This is a genomic window from Plantactinospora solaniradicis (assembly GCF_042658085.1).
Taxonomy (GTDB): Bacteria; Actinomycetota; Actinomycetes; order Mycobacteriales; family Micromonosporaceae; genus Plantactinospora; species Plantactinospora solaniradicis.
Genome location: NZ_JBHSPR010000001.1, coordinates 520807 through 543525, shown reverse-complemented (window position 1 = coordinate 543525; position 22719 = coordinate 520807). Strand labels below are relative to the sequence as shown.

Below are 22719 nucleotides of genomic sequence, written 5' to 3'. Positions count from 1 at the left end.
CGGGAGCCGGGCTTGGCTATCGGTGGCGTGGGGGCGGGGATCTGTCTGCGGGCGGCGCCGCGACCTGTGGTGCTCGGGCCGTCTGTCACCTCGTTATCCCGCTGCCCCGCTGCGCCGCCACGTCGATTCGTGCCGTTCCCGGTGGTGCCCCCGCTTCGCTCGGTCACCTGGCCATCCTGCCAGCCAAACGCACCTGGCAGGATGCCCGGTCATCTCGCTGGTCACTGCGAGGGTGTCGGTTTGAGTAGTTTCGCGCTGATCCGCTCCGGCTTCGGCCACCGTACGTCGTAGGCCGCGCCGACCTTCTCGAACACCCAGATCGTCCTGGCCGTGATGTCGACCTGACCCCGCAGCACACCGTGCCGGGCACAGGTCGGGTCGGCGTGGTGCAGATTGTGCCAACTCTCCCCGAAGGACAGGATGGCCAGCGGCCAGAAGTTCGTCGCCTTGTCGCCCTGGCGCACCTCGAACGGGCGCTCGCCGTAGACGTGACAGACCGAGTTGATCGACCAGGTGATGTGGTGCAGCAGCGACACCCGGACCAGGCCGGCCCAGAAGAACGCGGTCAGCGCGCCCTGCCAGGACCAGGTGACCAGGCCGCCGATCGCCGCCGGACCGAGCAGTGAGACGGCCACCAGGACCGGGAAGAGGGTGGTCACCCGCCGGATGTCCTTGTCCGCCAGCAGGTCCGGGGCGAACCGCTCGCGGTTGGACAGCTCCCGGTGGAACAACCAGCCGACGTGCGCGAAGAACAGGCCCTTGGTCAGCCCCCAGACGCTGGCGCCGAACCGCCACGGCGAGTGTGGATCGCCCTCGAGGTCGGAGAACGCGTGGTGGCGACGGTGGTCGGCGACCCACTGGGTGATGTCGCCCTGGATCGCCAGGGAACCGGCGACCGCCAGGCTCACCCGCAGCCAGCGCTTCGCCTTGAACGATCCGTGCGTGAAGTACCGGTGGAAACCGGCGGTGATGCCGACTCCGGCCACCACGTACCAGACTCCGGCGATTGCGATATCGGTCCAGCTCAACCAGCCTCCCCAGGCCACCGGTACGGCGGCGAGCAGGCCGAGGAAGGGGACGGTCACGAAGGCCCAGAGGGCGAACAGGATGGCCTTGGGCTGGACGCCGTCGGTGAGCGGCTTGGGTCCACTCTTCGCGCCGGAGGCCGGTGGTTCGAGCAGGACGGAGGACATGGCACCTCACACGGAGCGTAGGGGAAGGATCGGTAACTTACGCCTACGTCACCGTAACCTACGCTGCCGTAGTCTGCCATGGACGCGAACCTGAAAATCCGCTGGCAGGGACCGACCGATCCTGTCGTACATGTGTATTAATTTCCTGGTCATGACCGATCCGCTCGCCGCCGAGGCGCGTCGCCTGCGCACCGTCGAGCTGCTCTCCACGCGGGAGATCCAGCGCCGACTGAGGATCGGCAAGGACCGGTTGGCCGCGCTGCTCCGGGATGTTCCCCCGCCGGAGTGGACGAAACGCCCCAACGCCAAGGACGAATTGCGGGCTCGGGCGATCCAGTTGCGCGGCACGGGCTGGTCGGTCCCGGACATCGCCGTCGAGTTGGGGGTGGCGCGGTCGACGGCGTACCAGTGGGTCCGGCATCTGCCGCTCGACGCCGATCCGGCGGCAGCCGCACGTCGCCGGCAGGAGCACTCCCGCCGGATGACCGATGCGCGCTGGGCGCCCCACCGGGCGGCCCGGGACGCCGCCCGCGCGGAGACGGTCAAAGGTACGGCGGATTGGGTGAAGGCGCTTCGCCACCGTGAGCTGGTCCTGGTCGGCGCGGCGATCTATTGGTGCGAGGGTGCCAAGGCCAAGCCCTGGCGCCCGAATGACTGCCGGATCAAGTTCGTCAACAGCGATCCCGGGCTCATCCTGCTGTTCCTGCGGTTTCTCGAGGCACTGGGCGTGCGGCGAGCGACGCTGCGCTTTCAGGTCAGCATTCACGAGTCGGCCGACGTGGCGGCCGCGAGCGGGTGGTGGGCCGACCTGATCGGGGTGTCGACGGAAGGCTTCAGACGACCCTCGCTCAAGAAGCACCGGCCGACGACCAACCGTAGGAACACCGGCGAGGGCTACCGCGGCTGCCTGGTCATCGAGGTCCCTCGATCCAGCCGGCTGTACTGGAAGATCGAAGGGATCATCCGGGGGATGACGGATGAGGATCGAGACGTGGGGCGGTAGGGTGTAGATGCTCTCGTGCCGGAGGGTGGAACGTCCCTTTTAGGTAGTCCCGGGTCGTCTAATGGCAGGACGTCAGGTTTTGGTCCTGATTGTAGGGGTTCGAATCCTCTCCCGGGAGCTTCACCCATCGCGGCTGATGCCTGGTTAGCATGAGGCCGCACACTGCCGGTCGTTCTGAGGGAGCTACCTCGTGTCCCAGCCCCGCCTCCGTACCGTCGTCGTCCTCGCCGCCGGTGAGGGCAAGCGGATGAAGTCGGCGATACCCAAGGTGCTACACCCGATGCTCGGCCGTACCCTGGTGGGCCATGTCCTGGCGGCGGCCGCACCGCTGGCGGCGGAACGCACCCTGGTCGTGGTCGGCCACGGCGCGGACCAGGTGACCACCCATCTCGCCGAGGTCGCCGCCGAGGCGGACCCGGTGCTCCAGGCCGAGCAGCACGGGACCGGACACGCGGTCCGGATCGCGCTGGAGAGCGCGCCGGACGCCGCCGGCACCGTGGTCGTGCTCAACGGCGACGTGCCGCTGCTCCGACCGGAGACGGTCACCGCGCTGGTGGCCGCGCACGAGGCCGCGGGCGCCGCGGCCACGGTGCTGGCGGCCGAGGTGACCGACCCGAGTGGCCTGGGCCGGATCGTCCGCAGCGAGAACGGCGGGCTGGAGCAGATCGTGGAGGAGCGGGACGCCAGCCCCGCCCAACTCGCGATCCGGGAGATCAACGCCGGCATCTACGCCTTCGACGCGGCACTGCTGCGGGACGCGCTGGGCAAACTCTCCACCGACAACGACCAGGGCGAGGAGTACCTCACCGACGTCTTCGGCCTGCTCGTCTCGACCGGTGAGACGGTGGCGGTGCATGTCGCACCGGACGCGACCGAGACCCTCGGCTGCAACGACCGCGTCGAGTTGGCCACACTGCGCCGGTTGCTGCGCGACCGGATCAACGAGGGCTGGATGCGGACCGGCGTGACCCTGCTCGACCCGGCGACGACCTGGATCGACGTCACGGTCACCCTGGACCGGGACGCGATCGTCGACCAGAACACCCAGTTGCGCGGGGCCACCACGGTCGGCTCGGGCGCGACGGTCGGACCGGACACCACCCTGATCGACACGACGGTCGCGGCCGGAGCCACCGTACTGCGGGCACACGCGGTCGGCGCCGTCATCGGCGCGGGGGCGAGTGTCGGACCGTACGCGTACCTGCGGCCGGAGGCGAAACTGCGGGACAGGGCGAAGGTCGGCACCTTCGTCGAGGTGAAGAAGTCCGAGATCGGCGAGGGCGCGAAGGTGCCCCACCTGAGCTACGTCGGCGACGCCACCATCGGCGCCCAGGCCAACATCGGGGCGGCCACGATCTTCGTCAACTACGACGGCGTGAACAAGCACCACACCACGATCGGGGAGGCGGCCTTCATCGGGTGTGACACCAACCTGGTCGCACCGGTCGAGGTGGGCGCGGGCGCGTACGTCGCGGCGGGCAGCGCCATCACCTCGGACGTGCCGCCGGGAGCGCTCGGCGTCACCCGGGCCGAGCAGCGCAACGTCGAGGGCTGGGTGGCACGCCGTCGGCCCGGTACGAAGTCGGCGGCGGCAGCGGAGCGTGCCGGACGGATGGTGGCCGGCGCAAGCGAAGGTGAGGCAATCCACGGGGCGCCCGATGCGGGTGGCCGTGGCCCGACCTCGGGGGATACTGCAACCGAATAGTCTCTCCGCCCAACTACGGGTGACACACCGACAAACGGGAGCAGACGAGCCGATGGGCAGCATCGTCGCCGAAAATCGCAAGAGCCTGATGCTCTTCTCCGGAAGTGGGTTTCCGGAGCTGGCAAAGGAAATCGGTGAGGTGCTCGGGGTGGCGCCGACACCGTCCGACTCGTACGAGTTCGCCAACGGCGAGATCTTCGTACGCTTCAAGGAATCGGTGCGTGGTTCGGACGCCTTCGTGGTGCAATCCGTCACGCACGGTGTGAACAAGTGGGTCATGGAGACCCTGATCATGGTCGACGCGCTGAAGCGCGGTTCGGCCAAGCGGATCACCGTCGTCCTGCCGTTCTATCCGTACTCCCGGCAGGACAAGAAGCACCGGGGCCGGGAGCCGATCTCGGCCCGGCTGGTGGCCGACCTGCTCAAGACGGCGGGTGCCAACCGGATCCTCACCGTCGACCTGCACACCGCGCAGATCCAGGGTTTCTTCGACGGGCCGGTGGACCACCTGTTCGCGATGGACATCCTGGCCGAGTACGTCCAGCGCAAGTACGCCGGCCGACCGATGACGGTGGTGGCGCCGGACTCCGGTCGGGTCCGGGTGGCGGAGCGCTGGACGGACCGGCTCGGCGGCTGTCCGCTGGCCTTCATCCACAAGACCCGGGACCCGATGAAGCCGAACCAGGTGGTCGCGAACCGGGTCGTCGGGGACGTCGAAGGCCGGGTCTGCCTGATCGTCGACGACATGATCGACACGGGTGGCACCATCTGCAAGGCGGCCGAGATCCTGCACGAGTCGAAGGCCGCGGACGTCGTGGTCGCGTCGACCCACGCCCTGCTCTCCGACCCGGCCACCGAGCGGTTGAAGAACAGCCGGATCAGCGAGGTGGTGGTGACCAACACCCTGCCGTTGACGCCGGAGAAGCAGCTCGACAAGCTCACCGTGCTGTCGATCGCGCCGCTGCTGGCCAGGGCGATCCGCGAGGTGTTCGACGACGGTTCCGTGACCACCCTGTTCGGCGGGCTCAGCTGAGGTCTGCCCGGCGGCCCGGAAGCACCGTGCGTGGGCATCCCGGCTGGCCGGACGGGGACCGCCGAAACTCCGGATCCAGGCTCGGGTAGACTGGTGCGGTTGCCACGGCGAGGGTGCCCTGCGGGCCGCTGAGCAAGCGCCGCACGGACGCACCGTCATCGACGCGGTGCTCCGGGCTGTGTTCACGACGCAAGCGCCCCAGCGAGCCCCTCGCCCTAGCACCGCAACCGCCAGCCGACGTAGCGACGCAGTGACCGTATCAGGAGTCTTCCCGTGTCCGAGGTAAAGATCAGCGCCGAGCCCCGCACCGAGTTCGGCAAGGGTGGTGCCCGTCGTACCCGCCGGGCCGGTAAGGTGCCAGCCGTGCTGTATGGGCACGGCGAGAAGCCCAAGCACATCGCGCTGCCCGCGCGTGAGTTCGCCGCCGCCATCCGGCACGGTGGCGCCAACCAGTTGTTCGCGATCGAGATCACCGACGGTACGCAGGCGCTCGCGCTGCCGAAGGCCATCCAGCGTGATCCGATCAAGGACACCTACGAGCACATCGACCTGCTGCTGGTCCGGCGGGGTGAGAAGGTCACCGTCGACGTGCCGGTGCACCTCACCGGCGAGGCGGCCCGCGACACCCTGGTCGTGCACGAGCAGAACACGCTCTCGGTGAGCGCGGACGCCACCCGGCTGCCGGAGAGCTTCGAGGTCTCGATCGAGGGTCTTGAGGTTGGCTCGCAGGTGACCGCGGCAGACGTACGACTGCCGGAGGGCGTCGAGTTGGTCGCCGACGGGGACCAACTTCTCGCGCTCGTCACCCAGGCACCGTCCGCGGAGCAGATGGCGGCGGAGGCCGGCGAGGAGCCGACCGAGGCGGAGGAAGAGGAAGCCGGAGCCGAGGGCCCCGGTGCCGAGGCAGAGCAGGCGGAGGGCGAGGCCGCGCCGGCCCAGGGTTCCACCGAATCCTGACCGATCCCGTAAAACAGGCGCCCCCGCACCGATCGGGGGCGCCTGTTTTCCGTACGGCCCGGTTCCCGGTCCGTGTTTTCGATTTCCGTACGGGCTGCGGCGAGCGGTAGAACTGACGGTAGGGGCATTCAGGACCACCAGCGGGTACAGGGAGAAGGGCGTGGCGGAGGAGCTTCAGCCGTGGCTGCTGGTCGGGCTCGGCAATCCCGGCAAGGAGTACGCCAGGAACCGGCACAATGTCGGGTTCATGGCGGCCGAGTTGGTTGCCGAGCGGATCGGTGCCAAGTTCGGTCGGCACCGCCGTGCCCACGCCGAGGTCGCCGAGGGGCGGCTCGGGTTCGGCGGCCCGAAGCTGGTGCTGGCCAAGCCGCTGACGTACATGAACCTCTCCGGTGGTCCGGTGGCGGCGCTGGCGCAGTTCTACAAGGTGCCGGTCGGCCAGGTGATCGCCGTACACGACGAGTTGGACATTCCGTACGGACAGCTCCGGGTGAAGTTCGGTGGCGGCGAGGGCGGCCACAACGGGCTGCGGTCGATGTCCAAGTCGTTGGGCACCAAGGACTACGTGCGGGTGCGCTTCGGTGTCGGGCGCCCACCGGGTCGCCAGGACCCGGCCGACTACGTGCTCTCCGATTTCTCGGCGGTGGAGCGCAAGGAGCTGGAGTTCCTGGTGGACCGGGCGGCCGACGTGGCGGAGGCGGTCGTTATCCGGGGGCTGGAGTGGGCGCAGAACGCGTACCACGGAGCTGATGGCCGATAGTCGGCCGGTTGGTCGGTTGGTCGGCCGGTGTGGCGGATCGGTGGATATGCCTGTTGGATGACCCTCGCCCGGTAGTCTTCTCGCCGCGAATGAGGAGGCAATCCATGATCATGGTCTGTTCGACGGTCGGCGACGCCGGCTACCCGGGGGTGTGCTGATGGCCGCGCCACCTGTGATCGACGGGGCGTTCGCCCGTTGGCTGGCCAGCCGTGCCGGCCAGGCCCTGCTGGACCTTCGCGCGGAGCTGGGGCACGCGGATCCGGGTGCGCTGAAGGCGGCCGGAGACAAGATGTCGCACGAGCTTCTCCGCACCGAGCTGGCCCGGTGGCGACCGGCCGACGCGGTGCTGTCGGAGGAGGACGAGGGCTCCCGGCTGGCCTGGGCCGCCGGTGCCGAACCCGGGGCGGCGCCACGGCTGCACGCCGACCGGGTCTGGATCATCGATCCCCTGGACGGCACCCGGGAGTTCTCCGAGGAGGGCCGGACGGACTGGGCGGTGCACGTCGCGCTCTGGGCCCGCCGGGCAGGCACCGCGCACGGGCTGGTCGGCGGGGCGATCGGGCTGCCCGCGCAGCACCGGGTGCTCGCCACCGACCAACCGCCGGCGTACCCACCGATGACGCTGCTGGCGGCGACCGGTGGTGCCGGGACGGCGGACCCGGTGGGGCCGGGCCGGAAGATCCGGCTCGCGGCGAGCCGCAGCCGCCCCCCGGTGTTCCTCGCCGAACTGGCCGACGAACTCGGCGCCGAGCTGGTGCCGATGGGATCCGCCGGTGCGAAGATCGCCGCGGTGATAACCGGCGAGGTCGATGGGTACGTGCATGCCGGCGGCCAGTACGAGTGGGACTCGGCGGCGCCGGTTGCTGTGGCGACGGCCACCGGACTTTTCGCTTCCCGAATCGACGGATCCGCGCTGAAATACAACCAGGCCGATCCTCGGCTGCCCGATCTCGTGGTGTGCCGTAAGGATCTTGCGCCTCGGTTGCTTGCAGCCTTGCAGCACCATCTCCGGGTACCCTGAGCAAGATCTCTGGACTTAACCAACCGGAAAGGTCTGAAATGCGCCAGCCTGCGGCGTACCGGGTGTCGCATCTGGACGCCCTCGAAGCCGAGAGCGTGTTCGTCATCCGCGAGGTCGTGGCCGAGCTGGAGCGGCCGGTGCTGCTCTTTTCCGGCGGCAAGGACTCGATCGTCATGCTCCGGCTGGCCGAGAAGGCGTTCGCCCCGGCCCGGATCCCGTTTCCGGTGATGCACGTCGACACCGGCCACAACTTCGCGGAGGTGCTCGACTACCGCGATCAGCGGGTAGCCGAGATGGGCCTGCACCTGGTCGTCGCGAGCGTTCCGGAGGCACTCGAATCCGGGCTGGTCCAGGAGTCGGCCGACGGGATGCGCAACCGGATCCAGACCCCGGTGCTGCTCGACGCGGTGGAGAAGTACCGCTTCGACGCGCTGTTCGGCGGCGCCCGCCGGGACGAGGAGAAGGCGCGGGCCAAGGAGCGGGTGTTCAGCTTCCGGGACGACTTCGGGCAGTGGGACCCGAAGAACCAGCGCCCCGAACTCTGGTCGCTGTACAACGGCCGGCACCACCCCGGGGAGTCGATCCGGGTCTTCCCGCTGTCCAACTGGACCGAACTCGACGTCTGGCACTACATCGCCCGGGAGAAACTGTCCCTGCCGTCGATCTACTACGCGCACCAGCGCGAGGTGATCGAGCGCGACGGCATGCTGTACGCGGTCAACGAGTTCATCTCCCCGCGCGGCACCGAGAAGCCCTTCCCCGCCCAGGTCCGGTACCGCACCGTCGGCGACGCCTCCTGCACCGCCGCCGTCCGCTCCGAGGCGGACACCGTGGAGAAGGTGATCGAGGAGGTCGCCGCGACCCGGATCACCGAACGCGGCGCCACCCGGGGCGACGACCGGGTCAGCGAGGCGGCCATGGAAGACCGCAAACGGGAAGGCTACTTCTGATGACGGCCACCGCGATCCCCACCGAGACCCGAGGCATGGACCTGCTCCGGTTCGCCACCGCCGGCAGTGTCGACGACGGCAAGTCCACCCTGATCGGCCGGCTGCTCTACGACACCAAGTCCCTCTTCACCGACCAGCTCGAAGCGGTCGAGGCGGTCAGCCAGGCCCGGGGCGACGAGTACACCAACCTGGCGCTGCTCACCGACGGCCTGCGGGCCGAGCGGGAACAGGGCATCACGATCGACGTCGCCTACCGCTACTTCGCCACCCCCCGGCGGAAATTCATCATCGCCGACACCCCCGGGCACACCCAGTACACCCGGAACATGGTGACCGGCGCGTCCACCGCCGACCTGGCGCTGATCCTGGTCGACGCCCGGAAGGGCCTGGTCGAGCAGTCCCGCCGGCACGCCTTCCTCTGCTCCCTGCTCCGGGTGCCGCACCTGGTGCTCTGCGTCAACAAGATGGACCTGGTCGACTGGTCCCAGGAAATCTTCGAGCGGATCGCCGACGAGTTCACCGCGTTCGCCGCGAAGCTGGAGGCACCGGACCTGACCGTGGTGCCGATCTCGGCGCTGCGCGGCGACAACATCGTCAGCCGCTCCGAGAACACCCCCTGGTACGAGGGCCCGTCGCTGCTGCACCACCTCGAACACGTACACATCGCCTCGGACCGGAACCTGGTCGACGTACGGTTCCCGGTGCAGTACGTGATCCGTCCCCAGTCGACCACGGTCACCGACTACCGGGGCTACGCCGGACAGGTCGCCTCCGGCGTACTCAAGGCCGGCGACGAGGTGATGGTGCTGCCCTCCGGGTTCACCAGCAGGATCGCCGCGATCGAGACCGCCGACGGGCCGGTCGAGGAGGCGTTCCCGCCGATGTCGGTGACCGTCCGGCTGACCGACGAGATCGACATCTCCCGAGGTGACCTGATCTGCCGTCCGACCAACGCCCCGGCGGTGGCCCAGGACATCGAGGCGATGATCTGCTGGATGGACGAGACCCGGCCGCTGCGGGTCGGCGCCAAGTACGCCATCAAGCACACCACCCGGTCCGCCCGGGCCGTCATCCGCGGTCTCCGGTACCGGCTCGACGTCAACTCGCTGCACCGGGACGAGTCCGCCACCGAGCTGAACCTCAACGAGATCGGCCGGGTACGGCTGCGTACCACGGTGCCGTTGCTCGCCGACGAGTACCGCCGGAACCGTACGACCGGCGGGTTCATCGTCATCGACGAGACGACGAACCGCACCGTCGGCGCCGGCATGATCGTCGAGGCCGGCTGAGGTCCGTCACCCTGGTCGCCGCACCGGGCACTCGCCGAGTCCGGCCAGGGGTGACATCAGCTCGGACGGGCCGGTCATCGCGACCGGCGGCGGAGGAACCGGCGGCCGGTGCGCGGCACCTCCGAAATATCCTGGAGGTTGCGTTCGACGATTCTGGTCTCCGGATCGTCTTCGCCGAAGACACTCCGGTACCGGGGCACGATGTCGTCGAGTATGTTCAGCGCCAGGTCGCGCTTGTCGGCCCGGCCGTACACGACCGCGAGGTTGTTGCGGGCCCGCAGCCGCTCCTGTTCGTCCACAGGCGTGGCGCGGTCGCGCGCGGCGACCAACCGCTCGTACCAGCCGATCGCCAGCGCCGGGAGCCCTGCGACCTCGAAGGCCTCGGCGACCTTTGCCAGGTACGACACCGTTCTCGGATCGTCCGGGCCCGTCCGTGTCTCCCGGAGAGCGAGGGCCCGCTCGTACACCACTGCCGCCTCGGCGCCGTTGTCGGCGGCCAGGTACGCCTCGGCCAGGTCGTCGAGGGCATCGAGGTGTCGGGGGCTGCCTGGACCCAAGCACTGCTCGACGGCCGTGGCGATCTGCTCGTACAGCGGTATCGCCCGCTCGGGCCGCCTGGTGTGCTTGTACGTCTCGGCCAGGGCGTTGAGCGCGTCCTCGGTGTCCGGGGCGTCCGGGCCCAGTTCCTGCTCGTATGCCGCGTGCAGGTGTGCGTAGAGGCGCGCCGCCTCGCTGGGCCGCCCTGCCAGGTGGCAAAATTCGGCAAGCTCGTTGACGATCTGCAGCGTGGCAGGGGCGTTCGGGCCCTGGATCCGCTCCAGGCTCTCCACGACCTTCCAGTAGAGAGACTGCGCGGCGAGAAAGTTCCGCATCGCCCGTACCGGGCCCCGGCCGGAGCGAACGCGTCGGCGCACGTCCTCGGCGTAGAACTCGGCCAGGGCGTAGCGGAGGCTCACCGTGTACTCGTGGTCCGGGCCGACCGTGCGTTCGGCATCGGGAATGGTTCGCCGCAACAGCGTCGTGGTCTTGTGCCATTCGCCGACCTGCGCGTGGGAGTAGGCGAGGTGAAGGCGTGCCAGCACCGTCAGCGGGTGCCGGGGACCGACCGACCGCAGCCCGTCGGCGACGATCGTTTCGAGCAGCGCGACACCGGTCTCGGCGTCGCGCGCGTGGACGTGGGCGAGGGCATGTGCGGTGCGCGTGCTCAGGATGTCGGGATGGTCGGGGTCGAGGACCTGCCGCTGGTCGGTCAGTATCGCCTCCAGGAGGCCGATGGCGCGCTGCCCCCAGTCACGTTCCCGCTGACCCAGCTCGACCAGGTGGTCGGCGACGCCCGTCCGCAGCGCGAGCATTGTCGGCTCGTGGCGGAACTGGGCCGCGTGGCGGACGGCCGCCTCGAGATGCGGACCCAGCCGCTCGCGCTCTTCCCAGTCGTCGCAGTCCTTCCAGGCCAGGTGCAGGGCGTCGATCGCGCGGCGGCAGCCGTCGGCGTTCACGCCGGTGGCGTCCGGTCCGTCGGTCCGATTGACGGCCTGGACCAGCCGGTGGACGGCGACCCCGTCGTCGTCGCGGACGACCAGCCCGTACGCCGTCAGCCGGCCCACCGCCTCGTCCACCGGCTCCGGCGTGTGGCGCTCATCCGGCGGCAGTGCGCAGCTGAGCAGGCTCAGCGGGATGTCGTCGGACGCGAACCAGGCGAGGGCCCGCAGCAGCAGCCCGGGAAGCGGCCCGTGCTCGTCGGCGATGCGATCGAACGTGACCTCCCAGACCCGCCCTACCGTGCGCTGCGGCTCACCGCCGGTCGGCACCCAGGACCAGACGTTGTCACCGGGCCGGGTCAGCCGACCGAGGTAGTCCCGCGCGGTGATGCGGTTCTGGGTGAGGTAGGCGGCGGCAATCTCGATCGCCAGCGGCAGCCCGCCGAGCGCCGTGCACAACTCGTCCGCGTCGTCGAGCAGGCGGTCGTCGGCGACCAGTCGGCCCAGCAGTTCCCTGGCCTGCTCCGCGGACAGGATGTCGAGCTTGGTCGGGATTGCGATGCCCGTCCAGCCGTTGGTCTGGCGGCTGGTCACGAGGAACCGGCCGCGTGGGTGGTTGCCGATCAGTTCGGCCACGTCGGCCGGCCGCGTGACGTTGTCCAGGATGAGAAGCCAGCCGTCGTGGGCGTCGAGCCAGGCGAGGCACCACTCGTGAGCACTGGTGTCGGGGTGAGCGCCGAGTTCGGGTTGCAGGCGCCGGGCGAGGGCCGCGAGGCCCGCGTTGATCTGGGCGGCACCCTCGGCGGTTATCCACCAGATCGGGGTGTACCGCTCGCGATGGGTCAGGGCGTACCGCTCGGCAAGGGTCGACTTGCCGATCCCGCCGAGCCCGGTGATCGCCTGGGTGATGACGCCGTGTTCGTGCTCCAGGGTGGCCGTCACCTCGGCGAGTTCGTCCTCCCGGCCGACGAACAGCGCTGCCGTGGCGGACGCCTGGCGCAGCTGGAACAGCCCTGCCGGGGCGGGCACGTCCTCGGGCTCGGAGATCGGCGGCGGGCTGACGTTGCTGATCGTGTTGATGGCGTAGGGGCCGGTGGAGATGATGCCTTCGTTGCGGTTGACCCAGAGCCGCTCGGCCATGGCCCGGCTATTTCCGATTGATGGTGTTGGTCGCACCCTCTCCGGTGGAGACGATGCCGTCGTTCTGCCGTACGGCCACCGCGCCTCGACCGCTCGCGGAAACGGAGATCCCGGCACGGTCGAACAGCGCGAGGAGGTCCCGGGTCAGCTCCGGGTCGTCGCCCGCGAGAGCCTTCTTGACCTGGGCGCGTAGGGCGCCCTGGAAGTCGGCGTCGTCCGGGTTCGCCGCCACGTCGACGACCGCGGCGTCCAGACCCGACGTGTCGGTGTCGGTACGCGACCGCGTCCGGCGCAGCCGCGACAGGAGTTGCTGCCCGAGCCGGACGGTCGCGCCGGCCGCCTCGTCCTCGGCGGTGGAGAGCACCTTCTGGCCGTACGCGCCGACGGCGGCGAAGACCGGCGGCATGATCACTTCGAGCAGTTCAGCGGCCACTGTTCCTCCCGTCGAGGGGCGGGACAACCAAGGCGGACCGGACAGCACGATGGTACCGAGGACAGTCCACTGCGGTCGGTTCCCGCCGAGGACGGGATGAACCGCAGGCTTCAGGCGTCGCCCGGTGAGAGGGACCACCGACTGCGGTATCGGTCAGCCGAGGCGCTGGGCTCCCGGACCGGGGGCCGCCGTGAAGCTGGTCGGAGCCCGGAAGCCGCGCTCGGCGTACGCCTTGGACACCGCCGACGCGACCGGTTCGGCGGCGGCCCGGTCGACCAGGGCGAGTACGCAGCCGCCGAAGCCGCCGCCGGTCATCCGGGCGCCGTACGCACCGGCGGACAGGGCGGCCTCGACCGCGGTGTCCACCTCCGGCACGGTGATCTCGAAGTCGTCCCGCATCGACCGGTGGGAGGCGGTCAACAGCGGCCCGATCTCGGCCAGCCGGCCGGCGCGGAGCAGTTCCACGGTTTGCCGTACCCGCTGGTTCTCGGTCACCACGTGCCGGACCCGGCGGCGTACCACCGGGTCGTCGAGCCGGCTGAGTGCGGCGTCGAGCTGGTCGGTGCCGACGTCGCGCAGTGCGGGCACCCCGAGAGCGGTGGCGGCCGACTCACAGGCGGTCCGGCGGGCGGCGTACTCGCCGCCGACGTGCCGGTGCGGCGCGTGGCTGTCGATGACGAGCACGGCGAGCCCGGCGGCGCCGAGGTCGAACGGGACCTGCTCCACCTCCAGGCTGCGGCAGTCCAGGAAGAGTGCGTGGTCGGGCCGGCAGCGGATGGACGCCGACTGGTCCATGATTCCGCACGGCACCCCGGCGTAACCGTTCTCGGCCCGCTGGGCCAGCCCGGGGCGGTCGGCCACCGGCACGTCCAGCTCGCCGAGGTCGAGCAGCGCGGTGAGCACCGCCGCCTCCAGCGCCGCCGACGAGGAGAGGCCGGCACCCAGGGGTACGTCGGAGGCGATGGCCAGCCGGGCGACCGGCACGTCGAAACCGGCCTCGTAGAGGGCCCAGACGACCCCGGCCACGTACGCCGCCCAGCCGCTGACCCGGCCCGGCTCGGCGGCCTGGGCCCGGCCGAACGAGACCTGCTCGCCGGCCTGTTCCGACCACACCGTCCAGCGCCGGCCGGAATCGGGCGCGGCGGCGACGACGGTACGGCGGGGCAGTGCGAACGGCAGTACGAAGCCGTCGTTGTAGTCGGTGTGCTCGCCGATCAGGTTGACCCGGCCGGGCGCCGCCCAGAGCCCGGCGGGCCGGGTGCCGTACGCCCTGGTGAAGCCGGCGGTGGCCCGCTCCGTGATCGGCTCGTCCGGCAGACCCGTCACGCCTGGCCGTCCTGGAGCCGGGCCTGGTAGAAGGTCCAGGCGTCGGAGACGATCTCGGGCAGGCCGGGCTTGGCCGGGGTCCAGCCCAGTTCGGTGCGGGCCCGGTCGGACGAGGCGACCAGCTCGGCCGGGTCACCCGAGCGGCGGGGCGCCGTCTCCGTCGGCACCGGATGGCCGGTCACCTCGCGGACCGCCTCCACCACCTGGAGGTTGGTGAAGCCGTTGCCGTTGCCGAGGTTGAAGACCCGGTGCTCGCCGGGCCGGGCCGTCTCCAGCGCGAGCAGGTGCGCCCGGGCCAGGTCCTCGATGTGGATGTAGTCCCGTACGCAGGTCCCGTCGAGGGTCGGGTAGTCGTCGCCGAAGAGTTGCAGCTTCTCGCGCCGGCCGGCGGCCACCTGGAGGGCGATCGGGATCAGGTGCGTCTCCGGCTCGTGCCGTTCGCCCAGGGCGATGCCCGGTCGGAGGTACGCCCCGGCGACGTTGAAGTAGCGCAGCGACACGGCGGCGAGTCCGTGCGCGGTGGCCATCGAGGCGAGCGCGAAGTCGACGGCGAGCTTGGTGGCGCCGTACGTGTTGGTCGGCAGCGTGTGAGCGGTCTCCGCGATGGGCAGGCTGGTCGGGTTGCCGTACACGGCGGCGGTGGAGGAGAAGACGAACCGGGGTACGCCCGCGATCCGGGCCGCGTCGAGCAGGGCGAGCGAGCCGACCGTGTTGTTCGCCCAGTAGAGCTCCGGCTTGACCATCGACTCGCCGGCCGCGATCAGCGCGGCGAGGTGCACCACGCCGTCGAATCCGGCCTCCGGGGTGAGTACCTCGGCGGCGTCGTGGATGGACGCCTGGACGAAGGTGGCCTCCGGGGCGACCGCCTCGGGATACCCGGTGCGAAGGTCGTCGAGGACCACCACCTGGTGCCCGGCGTCGAGCAGCATCCGGGTGACCACGCTGCCGATGTAACCGGCGCCCCCGGTGACGAGGAGTTTCACCGGTTCCTCCAGTGGATGCTCCGGCCTTCAGACCGGGGAGGAATCTGGACTCCGGCAGGAGCGGGCCGGCGGAGCCGGCCCGCTCCTGGATCGCGTCCCTCCCACGTGCGTCGCGTCGCGTTCCTCAACGTTCCTCCTCGGATAAACTTTCGAACATGCGTACGGCATAAAAGTGTCGCGCCTATCCGACCCCGGAACAGGCGGCGGTGTTCCACCGCACCTTCGGCTGCGTACGCCTGGTCTGGAACAGGACCCTCGCCGACCGGCGCACCGTCTACCAGCAGCGTGGTGAACGCATCTCGTACCGGCAGACAGATGCGGCGTTGACCGGCTGGAAGAAGACCACCGAACTGGCGTTCCTGTCCGAGGTCTCCTCCGTGCCGTTGCAGCAGACGCTGCGGCACCAGCACACCGCGTTCGTGAACTTCTTCGCCGGCCGCGCCCGCTACCCCCGGTTCAAGTCCCGCGACGGTCGCCAGTCGGCCCACTACACCCGCTCCGCGTTCCGGCTCAAGAACGGCGAACTGTACGTTGCGAAGACCGATGGCCCCCTGACGGTCGCCTGGTCGTGGCCGAACCTGGACTTGGCCACCCTGGATCCGACGATGGTGGTCATCTCCCGCGACACCGACGGCCGCTGGTACGCCACCTTCGCCGTCGACACCCCCGCCCCCATCCCGGCCGAGCCGGCCTGGCACGCTGTCGGTGTCGACCTTGGTGTCAAGGATTTCGCCGTGACCTCCGACGGCGACCGGATCGCCAACCCGCGCCACCTGGACCGCAGGGCCCGTAACCTGGCCCGCTACCAGCGGCGCCTGGCCCGCTGCCGCAAAGGCTCCGCCAACCGGCGCAAGGCCAGGGCGAAAGTCGCCCGCGCGCACCGCAAGGTCCGCAACGCCCGACAGGACTTCCTCCACAAGACCAGCACCAGGCTGGTCCGCTCCGCCGACCTGATCGCCGTCGAAGACCTCGCCGTCAAGAACATGGTCCGCAACCGGCGGCTGGCCAGGGCCATCTCCGACTGCGGCTGGGGCGAGTTCCGACGCCAACTCGAATACAAAGCCGAACGCGCCGGCCGGACCCTCGTCGTCGTCGACCGCTGGTACCCGTCCAGCAAGACCTGCTCGACCTGCGGGCACCTGCTCGCCGCGCTGGACCTGTCCGTCCGGGCCTGGACCTGCTGCGGCTGCCGCATTCGACACGATCGGGACCACAACGCGGCCAAGAACATCCTTGCGGCTGGTCGAGCCGTAGCCGGGACCGAACCCGGCGATGCCTGCGGAGCTGATGTGAGACAGCAAGGGTCCCCCTTCTGCGATCGGCCGGGAAACAGGAAACCTCTGGGGTGACCCAGGGAATCCCCGCCCGCTAGGACGGAGAGAAAGTCAAGCCTGTGCCCCTTCTGACTGGTGCGATGGGATCGGTACTGGTGTGATGATCGGACTTCGTTGACCTAGGCCCGGAGCATTCCACCACGTTCTGTCAATTCTGCACAGAGCCGAACATGGCCGGGAGGATGAACCGGATCCAGGGTGCCCACGTCGGGCGCCTCTGGTGTCTACCATTTCTGGCATGCGGGAGTCCGGCAGTACCGGGCCCCGGCGACGATCGCCGGGGCGTCCTCGGAGGGATCCGGGCCCGCTCCCCCGGGCCCTGGCCCGAATCGTCGTACGTGCGGCGGACGGGGCGACCCGACTGGTCACGGCGCTGCTCGGGGCGAGCCCGACGGCGGGCCGGGAGCAGATCAGCGAGGCCGAGCTACGCGACCTGGTCGCCGTGAACACCCGGCTCGACCCGGTGGAGCGGGGCATCATCGACGAGGTCCTGGAGGCCGGCGCGAGCCTGGTCCGTGAGGTGATGATGCCCCGGACCGAGGTGGTCTTCCTGGCGGCCGGGCTGACCCTGAAGGAGGCGGCCCAACTGGTCCGGGCGGAGACCCACACCCGGTACCCGGTGGTCGACGGCACCCACGACGACGTGGTCGGCTTCGTGCACCTGCGCGACGTACTGCTCCGACCGGACGGCGACGCCTGCACCACGATCGGCGAACTCACCCGCGACGTGAAGAAGGTGCCCGGCAGCAAGCGGGTGCTCGCGGCCCTCACCGAGATGCGCCGCGAACGCCACCACCTCGCCGTCGTGGTCGACGAGTACGGCGGCACGGCCGGGATCGTCACCCTCGAAGATCTGATCGAGGAACTGGTCGGCGAGATCCACGACGAGTACGACACCGACCCCGACCCGGTGCTGACCGGTGGCCCGATCGAGGTGGACGGGCGGCTCAACCTGGCCGACTTCGCCGAACGGGCCGGCTTCGCGCTGCCGCCCGGCCCGTACGAGACGGTCGGCGGGTTCGTGATGGCGGCCCTGGGCCGGTTGCCGGTCCGGGGTGACGAGGTCGCGGTGCCCGGTGCGGAGGAGCCGACCGGTTCCGGGACGCTCCGGGCCGGTGGTGGACCGGACGACCCGTTTCCCCAGGGTGGATGGCTGCTGCGGGTGCTGGCGGTACAGGGCCGGCGGGTGGCCCGGGTCGGCATCTCGGTGGGCCGGCTGCCGGAGCAGCGCACGAGCGTGCCGGTCGCCAGGATGGCGGGGGAGCCGGAGGGCGGACCGGCCGCCCCGGTCAGTTGATCTGGAGTTTGCGCCAGGTGGCGCCGTCCGCGGAGTATGCCGCCCAGCCCGAGCCGAACAGGTCGTAGGCGACGTATCCCGCGACCGTCCGGGCCAGCCGGCCGACGACCGGGAGGCTGCCCTCGGCCCGGCTGAAGGTCGCCCCCTGGTCGGCGCTGACGTAGAAGTGCCGGTCGGTGCCGGCCACCAGCAGTCGCCCGTCGAGCAGCGGCACCGGTGCACCGCTCACCCCCTGCGGTGCCGCCGGGCCACCGGACCGGGTTCGGGTGAAGCTCTGCCCGCCGTCCCCGGAGTGGAACAGCGCCAGCACCCTCCGGTCGGCGTCGAGCACTGTCGCGTACGCCTGACTGCCGAGGCTGGTCACCTCCACCGGCCCGGCCGGTACACCCGTACCAGGCAGTTCGACCGTCCGCCAGTGCGTACCCCGGTCCCGGGTCACCGCCACCGCGGCGTTGCCGTCCCGGGTGCCGCCGACCCACCAGGCACCGTCGGCGGTGGCGGCCGGAGCCACCCAGCAGACGTCGAGGTCGGGATCGGTCGCGGCGACGCCGGCCCGGGGCAGCGCCGGCCGCCAGACCTCAACGGCGCGCCCGCACCGGCCGCCGCCCGGCCCGGCCCGGAGCAGGTCGTCGGCCGTCGCCGGTACGCGTCCGGCACCGCTGCCCGCCCCGATGGGCTGCCAGTTCCGTCCCTGGTCCGTCGAGACGTACGTATCCGCCCCGGAGGTGATCATCAGCTGGCCGTCGGGAAAGCCGGTCAGGTCCGCGCCGTCCGCTCCGGCATTGGCCCAGGGCAGTTCGCTGTGCCGCCAGGTCAGGCCGCCGTCCTCGGTCCGGGCCAGGCTGGCCGGGCAGGGGGCGCTGGCCGGGCAGCTCGCCACCAGGTAGCCGTGGTCCGGGTCGACGAACTCGACGTCGCCGATCGTCCCGGGAACCTGGGTGACCGCCGACTCGGTGAGCCCGTTGATGGTGATCCCGGCCGCGGTGTAGACGGGGCCACCCGGAGGCGCGTCGGCCACCGGCGGTGGCAGCGGATCCGTGCCGTCGCCCGTCCAGGGCTGGAGCAGCAGGGTCGCCGCGACCGCCACGCAGAGCAGGCCCGCGCCGCCGCCGCCGGCCGCGCGTCGACGTCGGCGTCGCACCGCCGCCCGGTCCCGGATCCGGGACAGGGGCGGCTGGTCGATGCTGTCCAGCAGGTCCGTCCGGCCGTGTGCCAGCCGTACGTCGAGACCGGCACCGGAGCTCTCCCGATCACGCATGCTTCACCCCGGTCGAACCGCTGGCCTGGGCGGCCCGGACCGCCGTGCCCGTTCTGGTGGCGGGCGCCGGGGCGCTGCCGCCCTGGTAGTCGCCGAGTTCGGCGGCGAGTGCGGCTCGGCCCCGGGACAGCCGGGACTTCACCGTGCCGGTCGGTACGCCGAGCAGCCCGGCGATCTCCTCGACCGGCAGGTCGGCGAAGTAGTGCAGCACGATGACCTCCCGATAGCCGACCGGCAGCCCGGCCAGTGCCTCCCGCAGATCGGTCCGCTCGGGCCCGGGAGCGGGCTCGACCAGCCGGGCGACCGGACGGTCCCGCAGCAGGATGGTGTCCAGCAGTTGGCGTCGCCGCCATCGCCGCCGGACCACGTTCACCGCGACCGTCCGCAGCCACGCCTCCGGGTTGTCCACGTCGGCGAGCCCCTGCGGCCGGGCGATCGCCCGGGCGAACGCCTCCTGCACCACGTCCTGCGCCTCGGTCAGGTCCGTGGTGAACGCGTAGACCTGCGCGACCAGTCGTCGGTAACAGGCGTGGTACAGCTCGCCCATCGCCTCGTCCACCGCCGCCCGACCACGGCTCGTCCCGCGTCCGCCCCGATTCCGTACCAAGTGCTGTCCCCTCCGGCCAGGCCGTCCGGTGCGCGCGGGTGCGGCGAAGCCGACCGACTCCGGTTTCAGGGTACGAGTCACCACCCGACCTCTCGGTTCCGCCGGGTCGCGGCCGGTGCGGGATTTGGCACAGGGGCGTCGGGACACGCTCCCAGGGATGCTGTCAGAATTGCCGGCATGTCCGACGTTCCTGCCCGGCCCCGGGTGCTCTCCGGCATCCAGCCGACCGCCGACTCCTTCCACGTGGGCAACTACCTGGGAGCGGTGCGTAACTGGGTGGCGATGCAGGAGACGCACGACACCTTCTACAGCGTCGTCGACCTGCACGCGATCACCGCCGGGCATGATCCGGTCGCGTTGCGGCACCAGACCCGGGTCGCCGCGGCGCAGTTGTTCGCCGTCGGACTGGACCCGGAGCGGTGCACCCTGTTCGTCCAGTCGCAGGTGCCGGAGCACGCGCAGCTCGCCTGGGTGCTGAGCTGCATCACCGGGTTCGGCGAGGCGAGCCGGATGACCCAGTTCAAGGACAAGTCCGTGAAGCAGGGTGCCGACCGGTCCAGCGTCGGCCTCTTCACGTACCCGATCCTGCAGGCCGCCGACATCCTGCTCTACCAGGCCGACGCGGTACCGGTCGGCGAGGACCAGCGCCAGCACCTGGAGCTGACCCGGGACCTGGCGCAGCGCTTCAACACCCGGTTCGGCCGGACCTTCACCGTGCCGGCCCCGTACATCGTCCGGGACACCGCGAAGATCACCGACTTGCAGGACCCCACGGCGAAGATGTCCAAGTCGGCCTCGTCGCCGGCCGGGATCATCATGCTGCTGGACGATCCGGCCCGGTCGGCCAAGAAGATCAGGTCTGCGGTCACCGACACCGGCCGGGAGATCATCTTCGATCCGGAGCAGAAGCCGGGGATCGCCAACCTGCTGACCATCTACGCCGCGATCACCGGCCGGACCATCGAGGACCTGGTCGACGCGTACGCGGGTAAGGGTTACGGCGACCTGAAGAAGGACCTGGCCGAGGTGGTGACGGAGTTCGTCCGGCCGATCCAGCAGCGGACCCAGGCATTCCTGGACGACCCGGCGCAGCTCGACAAGCTGCTGGCGCTCGGCGCGGAGAAGGCCCGCACGGTCGCCTCGGCCACCCTGCGCGAGGCGTACGACCGGGTCGGGTTCCTGCCGGGGGCGAGGAACGGTTAGTTCTGGTAAGGGCGGTGACGGTCGGGAGAGCCCGCTGGTCACCAGGGATGTGCGCGTCGGTCCGGGGCGCCGGTGCGAGGGTGAAGTGGAGCGGAGTGTGGTTGTCACGGACGGATCGCAGGACCCCGAGCCCCCGGTGACCCGGGTCGGGATCGCCGTGGACGTCCCGGAGCCGTGGTGCGAGATCCTCACCCGTCGACGGGCGGAGGCGGGTGACCCGCAGGCCGCGTACGTCCCGGCGCATCTGACGCTGCTCGGGCCGACCGACATCTCGCTGGCGAGCCTGCCGGCGGTGGAGCGGCACCTGGCCGAGGTGGCCGCCGCGCACCGGCCGTATCTGCTGCACCTGCGGGGTACCGGCACCTTCCGGCCGCTCACCGAGGTGGTCTTCGTGGTGGTCGCGGCGGGAATCAGCGAGTGTGAGCTGCTCGCCTCGGCGATCGGCGAGGCGCCCGAACTGCGCCGGGAGCGCCGCTTTCCGTACCACCCGCACGTCACGGTGGCCCAGGACGTCGCGCCCGAGGCGCTGGACCGGGTCTACGCGGACCTGGCCGACTTCTCCGCGCTGTTCAAGGTGGAGAAGTTCACCCTGTTCTCGCACAACGGTGACATGCGCTGGCAGCCCCGACGGGACTTCGTACTCGGGGGTTGACCGCAGAACCGACGCGCCGGGTTGACCGGACCCCGAGTGGGGTGGCGATGGGCAAGGATGGCGGCGTGAACGCCTTGGAGCGGGTGTTGTCCCGGATCGACCGCCGGCTGACCGCGCATCGTCGGCGATCGCCCTGGTTCGATCACCTCGCCCGGGCGGTCGGACGGTACACCGATGTGCTCGGCGGGCGACTGGCCGCCGCGATCGCGTACTACGGCTTCCTCGCGGTCTTCGCCCTCGGCCTGGTGGCGTACGCGATCCTGGGCGCGCTGCTCGGGGACAGCGCCGAGAGCGGCCGGGTGATCGTCGGGTTTCTCCAGCGGAACCTGCCGTTCGTCGATCCGGAACAGATCCGGCAGAGCAGCAGCCGCCCCGGCATCATCGGGCTGATCCTGCTGGCGATCACCGGGATCGGTTGGGTCGAGTCGATCCGCTCGTCCCAACGGTTGATCCACCGGCTGGACCAGCATCCGGGCTACATCGTGCTCCGCCAACTGGTCGACCTGGCGATCCTGCTCGGGATCTTCCTGCTGCTCGGGTTATCGGTCGGCGCCGTGGACGCGTTGGAGTCGTTGCTGAGTTGGCTGCTGGGAGCCCGTTCGGTCGCGCTGTCGATCTGTAGCTGGGTGCTGGCGTTCCTGATCAACGTGCTGCTGGGATCGGCGCTGCTGCTCGCCGTGCCCCGCCTGCGGATGAGCTTCCGGCGCTGGCTGCCGCCGGTCCTGTTCGTGGCGGTGGGCATCACTCTGATCAACTCGGTGGGCCGCTACTACGTGGTGCGGTGGGAGCGTAATCCGGCGTACACCGTGGTGGCCGGGGCGGTCGGCCTGCTGATCTATCTCTACCTGTTGAACCAGCTCCTCCTCCTCGGCGCGGCGATCGCGGCGACGGGCCGGCACGGACGGATCCGGGATCTCGCCGCTGGTGGAGCCCCGGTCCCCGATCCGACCGCCGCGAAGGCTCCGGATTCCGAACCGGCCGCCTCCGGGGATGCGGGCTCCGAGCCGGCCGCCCCCGGGGATGCGGATGCTGATCCGGCGCGGCCGGAGCCGCCGGCACGGGATGAGCACGGAACTGAGAGTGACCGGCCGAGGTAG

19 protein-coding genes, 1 tRNA gene and 1 pseudogene are annotated in these 22719 nt (G+C 70.5%); 14 read left to right on the top strand and 7 right to left on the bottom strand.

Translation table 11 applies throughout. The features are described from left to right. Positions 1-221: 221 nt before the first annotated feature. Positions 222-1193, bottom strand: a complete 972-nt coding sequence (locus ACFP2T_RS02430; protein WP_377416747.1) for an acyl-CoA desaturase — start codon at positions 1191-1193, stop codon at positions 222-224. A gap of 130 nt (positions 1194-1323) precedes the next feature. Here ACFP2T_RS02430 and ACFP2T_RS02425 point away from each other — a divergent pair, with 130 nt between their 5' ends. From ACFP2T_RS02425 to cysN, 9 genes are all read left to right on the top strand, one after another. After that, positions 1324-2196 (top strand): helix-turn-helix domain-containing protein, encoded by an 873-nt coding sequence (locus ACFP2T_RS02425; RefSeq protein WP_377416745.1) that lies wholly within the window; start codon positions 1324-1326, stop codon positions 2194-2196. A 47-nt stretch (positions 2197-2243) separates the two neighbouring features. Continuing rightward, positions 2244-2314 (top strand) — tRNA-Gln (locus ACFP2T_RS02420). Positions 2315-2386: 72 nt separating this feature from the next. Further along, positions 2387-3901: a bifunctional UDP-N-acetylglucosamine diphosphorylase/glucosamine-1-phosphate N-acetyltransferase GlmU gene (glmU, locus tag ACFP2T_RS02415; RefSeq protein ID WP_377416743.1), complete on the top strand. Its 1515-nt coding sequence runs from the start codon at positions 2387-2389 to the stop codon at positions 3899-3901. 52 nt (positions 3902-3953) lie between these two features. After that, on the top strand, positions 3954-4934 hold the full coding sequence (locus tag ACFP2T_RS02410; RefSeq protein ID WP_196200882.1) for a ribose-phosphate diphosphokinase: 981 nt from the start codon (positions 3954-3956) through the stop codon (positions 4932-4934). Between the two features lie 273 nt (positions 4935-5207). Further along, entirely contained in the window at positions 5208-5891 is a 684-nt protein-coding gene (locus ACFP2T_RS02405; RefSeq protein ID WP_377416741.1) for a 50S ribosomal protein L25/general stress protein Ctc, read from the top strand. Between the two features lie 160 nt (positions 5892-6051). After that, the gene (pth, locus tag ACFP2T_RS02400; RefSeq protein WP_377416739.1) at positions 6052-6651 is read left to right on the top strand and encodes an aminoacyl-tRNA hydrolase; all 600 of its coding nucleotides are present in this window, start codon (positions 6052-6054) and stop codon (positions 6649-6651) included. Between the two features lie 157 nt (positions 6652-6808). Beyond that, positions 6809-7672 carry an inositol monophosphatase family protein gene (locus ACFP2T_RS02395; protein ID WP_377416737.1) on the top strand — a complete coding sequence of 288 codons (864 nt, stop codon included), beginning with the start codon at positions 6809-6811 and terminating at the stop codon, positions 7670-7672. Between the two features lie 38 nt (positions 7673-7710). Then, the gene (gene cysD / locus ACFP2T_RS02390) at positions 7711-8622 is read left to right on the top strand and encodes a sulfate adenylyltransferase subunit CysD (protein WP_377416735.1); all 912 of its coding nucleotides are present in this window, start codon (positions 7711-7713) and stop codon (positions 8620-8622) included. Beyond that, positions 8622-9911, top strand: a complete 1290-nt coding sequence (gene cysN, locus ACFP2T_RS02385; RefSeq protein ID WP_377416733.1) for a sulfate adenylyltransferase subunit CysN — start codon at positions 8622-8624, stop codon at positions 9909-9911. The genes cysD and cysN overlap by 1 nt, the downstream gene beginning before the upstream one ends. Before the next feature lie 74 nt (positions 9912-9985). Here cysN and ACFP2T_RS02380 read toward each other — a convergent pair whose 3' ends face one another. From ACFP2T_RS02380 to galE, 4 genes are all read right to left on the bottom strand, one after another. Next, positions 9986-12529: a tetratricopeptide repeat protein gene (locus ACFP2T_RS02380; protein WP_377416731.1), complete on the bottom strand. Its 2544-nt coding sequence runs from the start codon at positions 12527-12529 to the stop codon at positions 9986-9988. Between the two features lie 7 nt (positions 12530-12536). Then, complete coding sequence (locus ACFP2T_RS02375; RefSeq protein WP_377416729.1) at positions 12537-12962, bottom strand: hypothetical protein; 426 nt, start codon at positions 12960-12962, stop codon at positions 12537-12539. 153 nt (positions 12963-13115) lie between these two features. Continuing rightward, positions 13116-14288 carry a galactokinase gene (gene galK, locus ACFP2T_RS02370; protein ID WP_377416727.1) on the bottom strand — a complete coding sequence of 391 codons (1173 nt, stop codon included), beginning with the start codon at positions 14286-14288 and terminating at the stop codon, positions 13116-13118. Beyond that, positions 14285-15271: a UDP-glucose 4-epimerase GalE gene (gene galE / locus ACFP2T_RS02365; protein WP_377416725.1), complete on the bottom strand. Its 987-nt coding sequence runs from the start codon at positions 15269-15271 to the stop codon at positions 14285-14287. The genes galK and galE overlap by 4 nt, the downstream gene beginning before the upstream one ends. 182 nt (positions 15272-15453) lie before the next feature. Here galE and ACFP2T_RS02360 point away from each other — a divergent pair. Together ACFP2T_RS02360 and ACFP2T_RS02355 are read left to right on the top strand one after the other, a co-directional pair. Further along, positions 15454-16620: pseudogene (locus ACFP2T_RS02360) on the top strand (RNA-guided endonuclease InsQ/TnpB family protein); the annotation flags it as partial. A 223-nt stretch (positions 16621-16843) separates the two neighbouring features. Beyond that, positions 16844-17902, top strand: a complete 1059-nt coding sequence (locus ACFP2T_RS02355) for a hemolysin family protein (RefSeq protein WP_377416723.1) — start codon at positions 16844-16846, stop codon at positions 17900-17902. Here ACFP2T_RS02355 and ACFP2T_RS02350 read toward each other — a convergent pair. Then, positions 17895-19160: a WD40/YVTN/BNR-like repeat-containing protein gene (locus ACFP2T_RS02350; protein ID WP_377416721.1), complete on the bottom strand. Its 1266-nt coding sequence runs from the start codon at positions 19158-19160 to the stop codon at positions 17895-17897. The genes ACFP2T_RS02355 and ACFP2T_RS02350 overlap by 8 nt on opposite strands. Then, the gene (locus ACFP2T_RS02345; protein ID WP_377416719.1) at positions 19153-19707 is read right to left on the bottom strand and encodes an RNA polymerase sigma factor; all 555 of its coding nucleotides are present in this window, start codon (positions 19705-19707) and stop codon (positions 19153-19155) included. Before ACFP2T_RS02345 ends, ACFP2T_RS02350 begins: the two co-directional genes overlap by 8 nt. A 237-nt stretch (positions 19708-19944) precedes the next feature. On the opposite strand from ACFP2T_RS02345, the gene trpS reads away from it, so the two are divergent. The 3 genes from trpS to ACFP2T_RS02330 all read left to right on the top strand — a co-directional run bounded on the left by trpS (position 19945) and on the right by ACFP2T_RS02330 (position 22719). Further along, a complete protein-coding gene (gene trpS, locus ACFP2T_RS02340; protein WP_377416717.1) occupies positions 19945-20970 on the top strand; it encodes a tryptophan--tRNA ligase in 1026 nt (341 codons plus the stop codon). 97 nt (positions 20971-21067) lie between these two features. Continuing rightward, positions 21068-21622, top strand: coding sequence for a 2'-5' RNA ligase family protein (locus ACFP2T_RS02335; RefSeq protein WP_377416715.1), 555 nt, complete (start codon positions 21068-21070; stop codon positions 21620-21622). Positions 21623-21687: 65 nt separating this feature from the next. Beyond that, a complete protein-coding gene (locus ACFP2T_RS02330) occupies positions 21688-22719 on the top strand; it encodes a YihY/virulence factor BrkB family protein (RefSeq protein WP_377416713.1) in 1032 nt (343 codons plus the stop codon).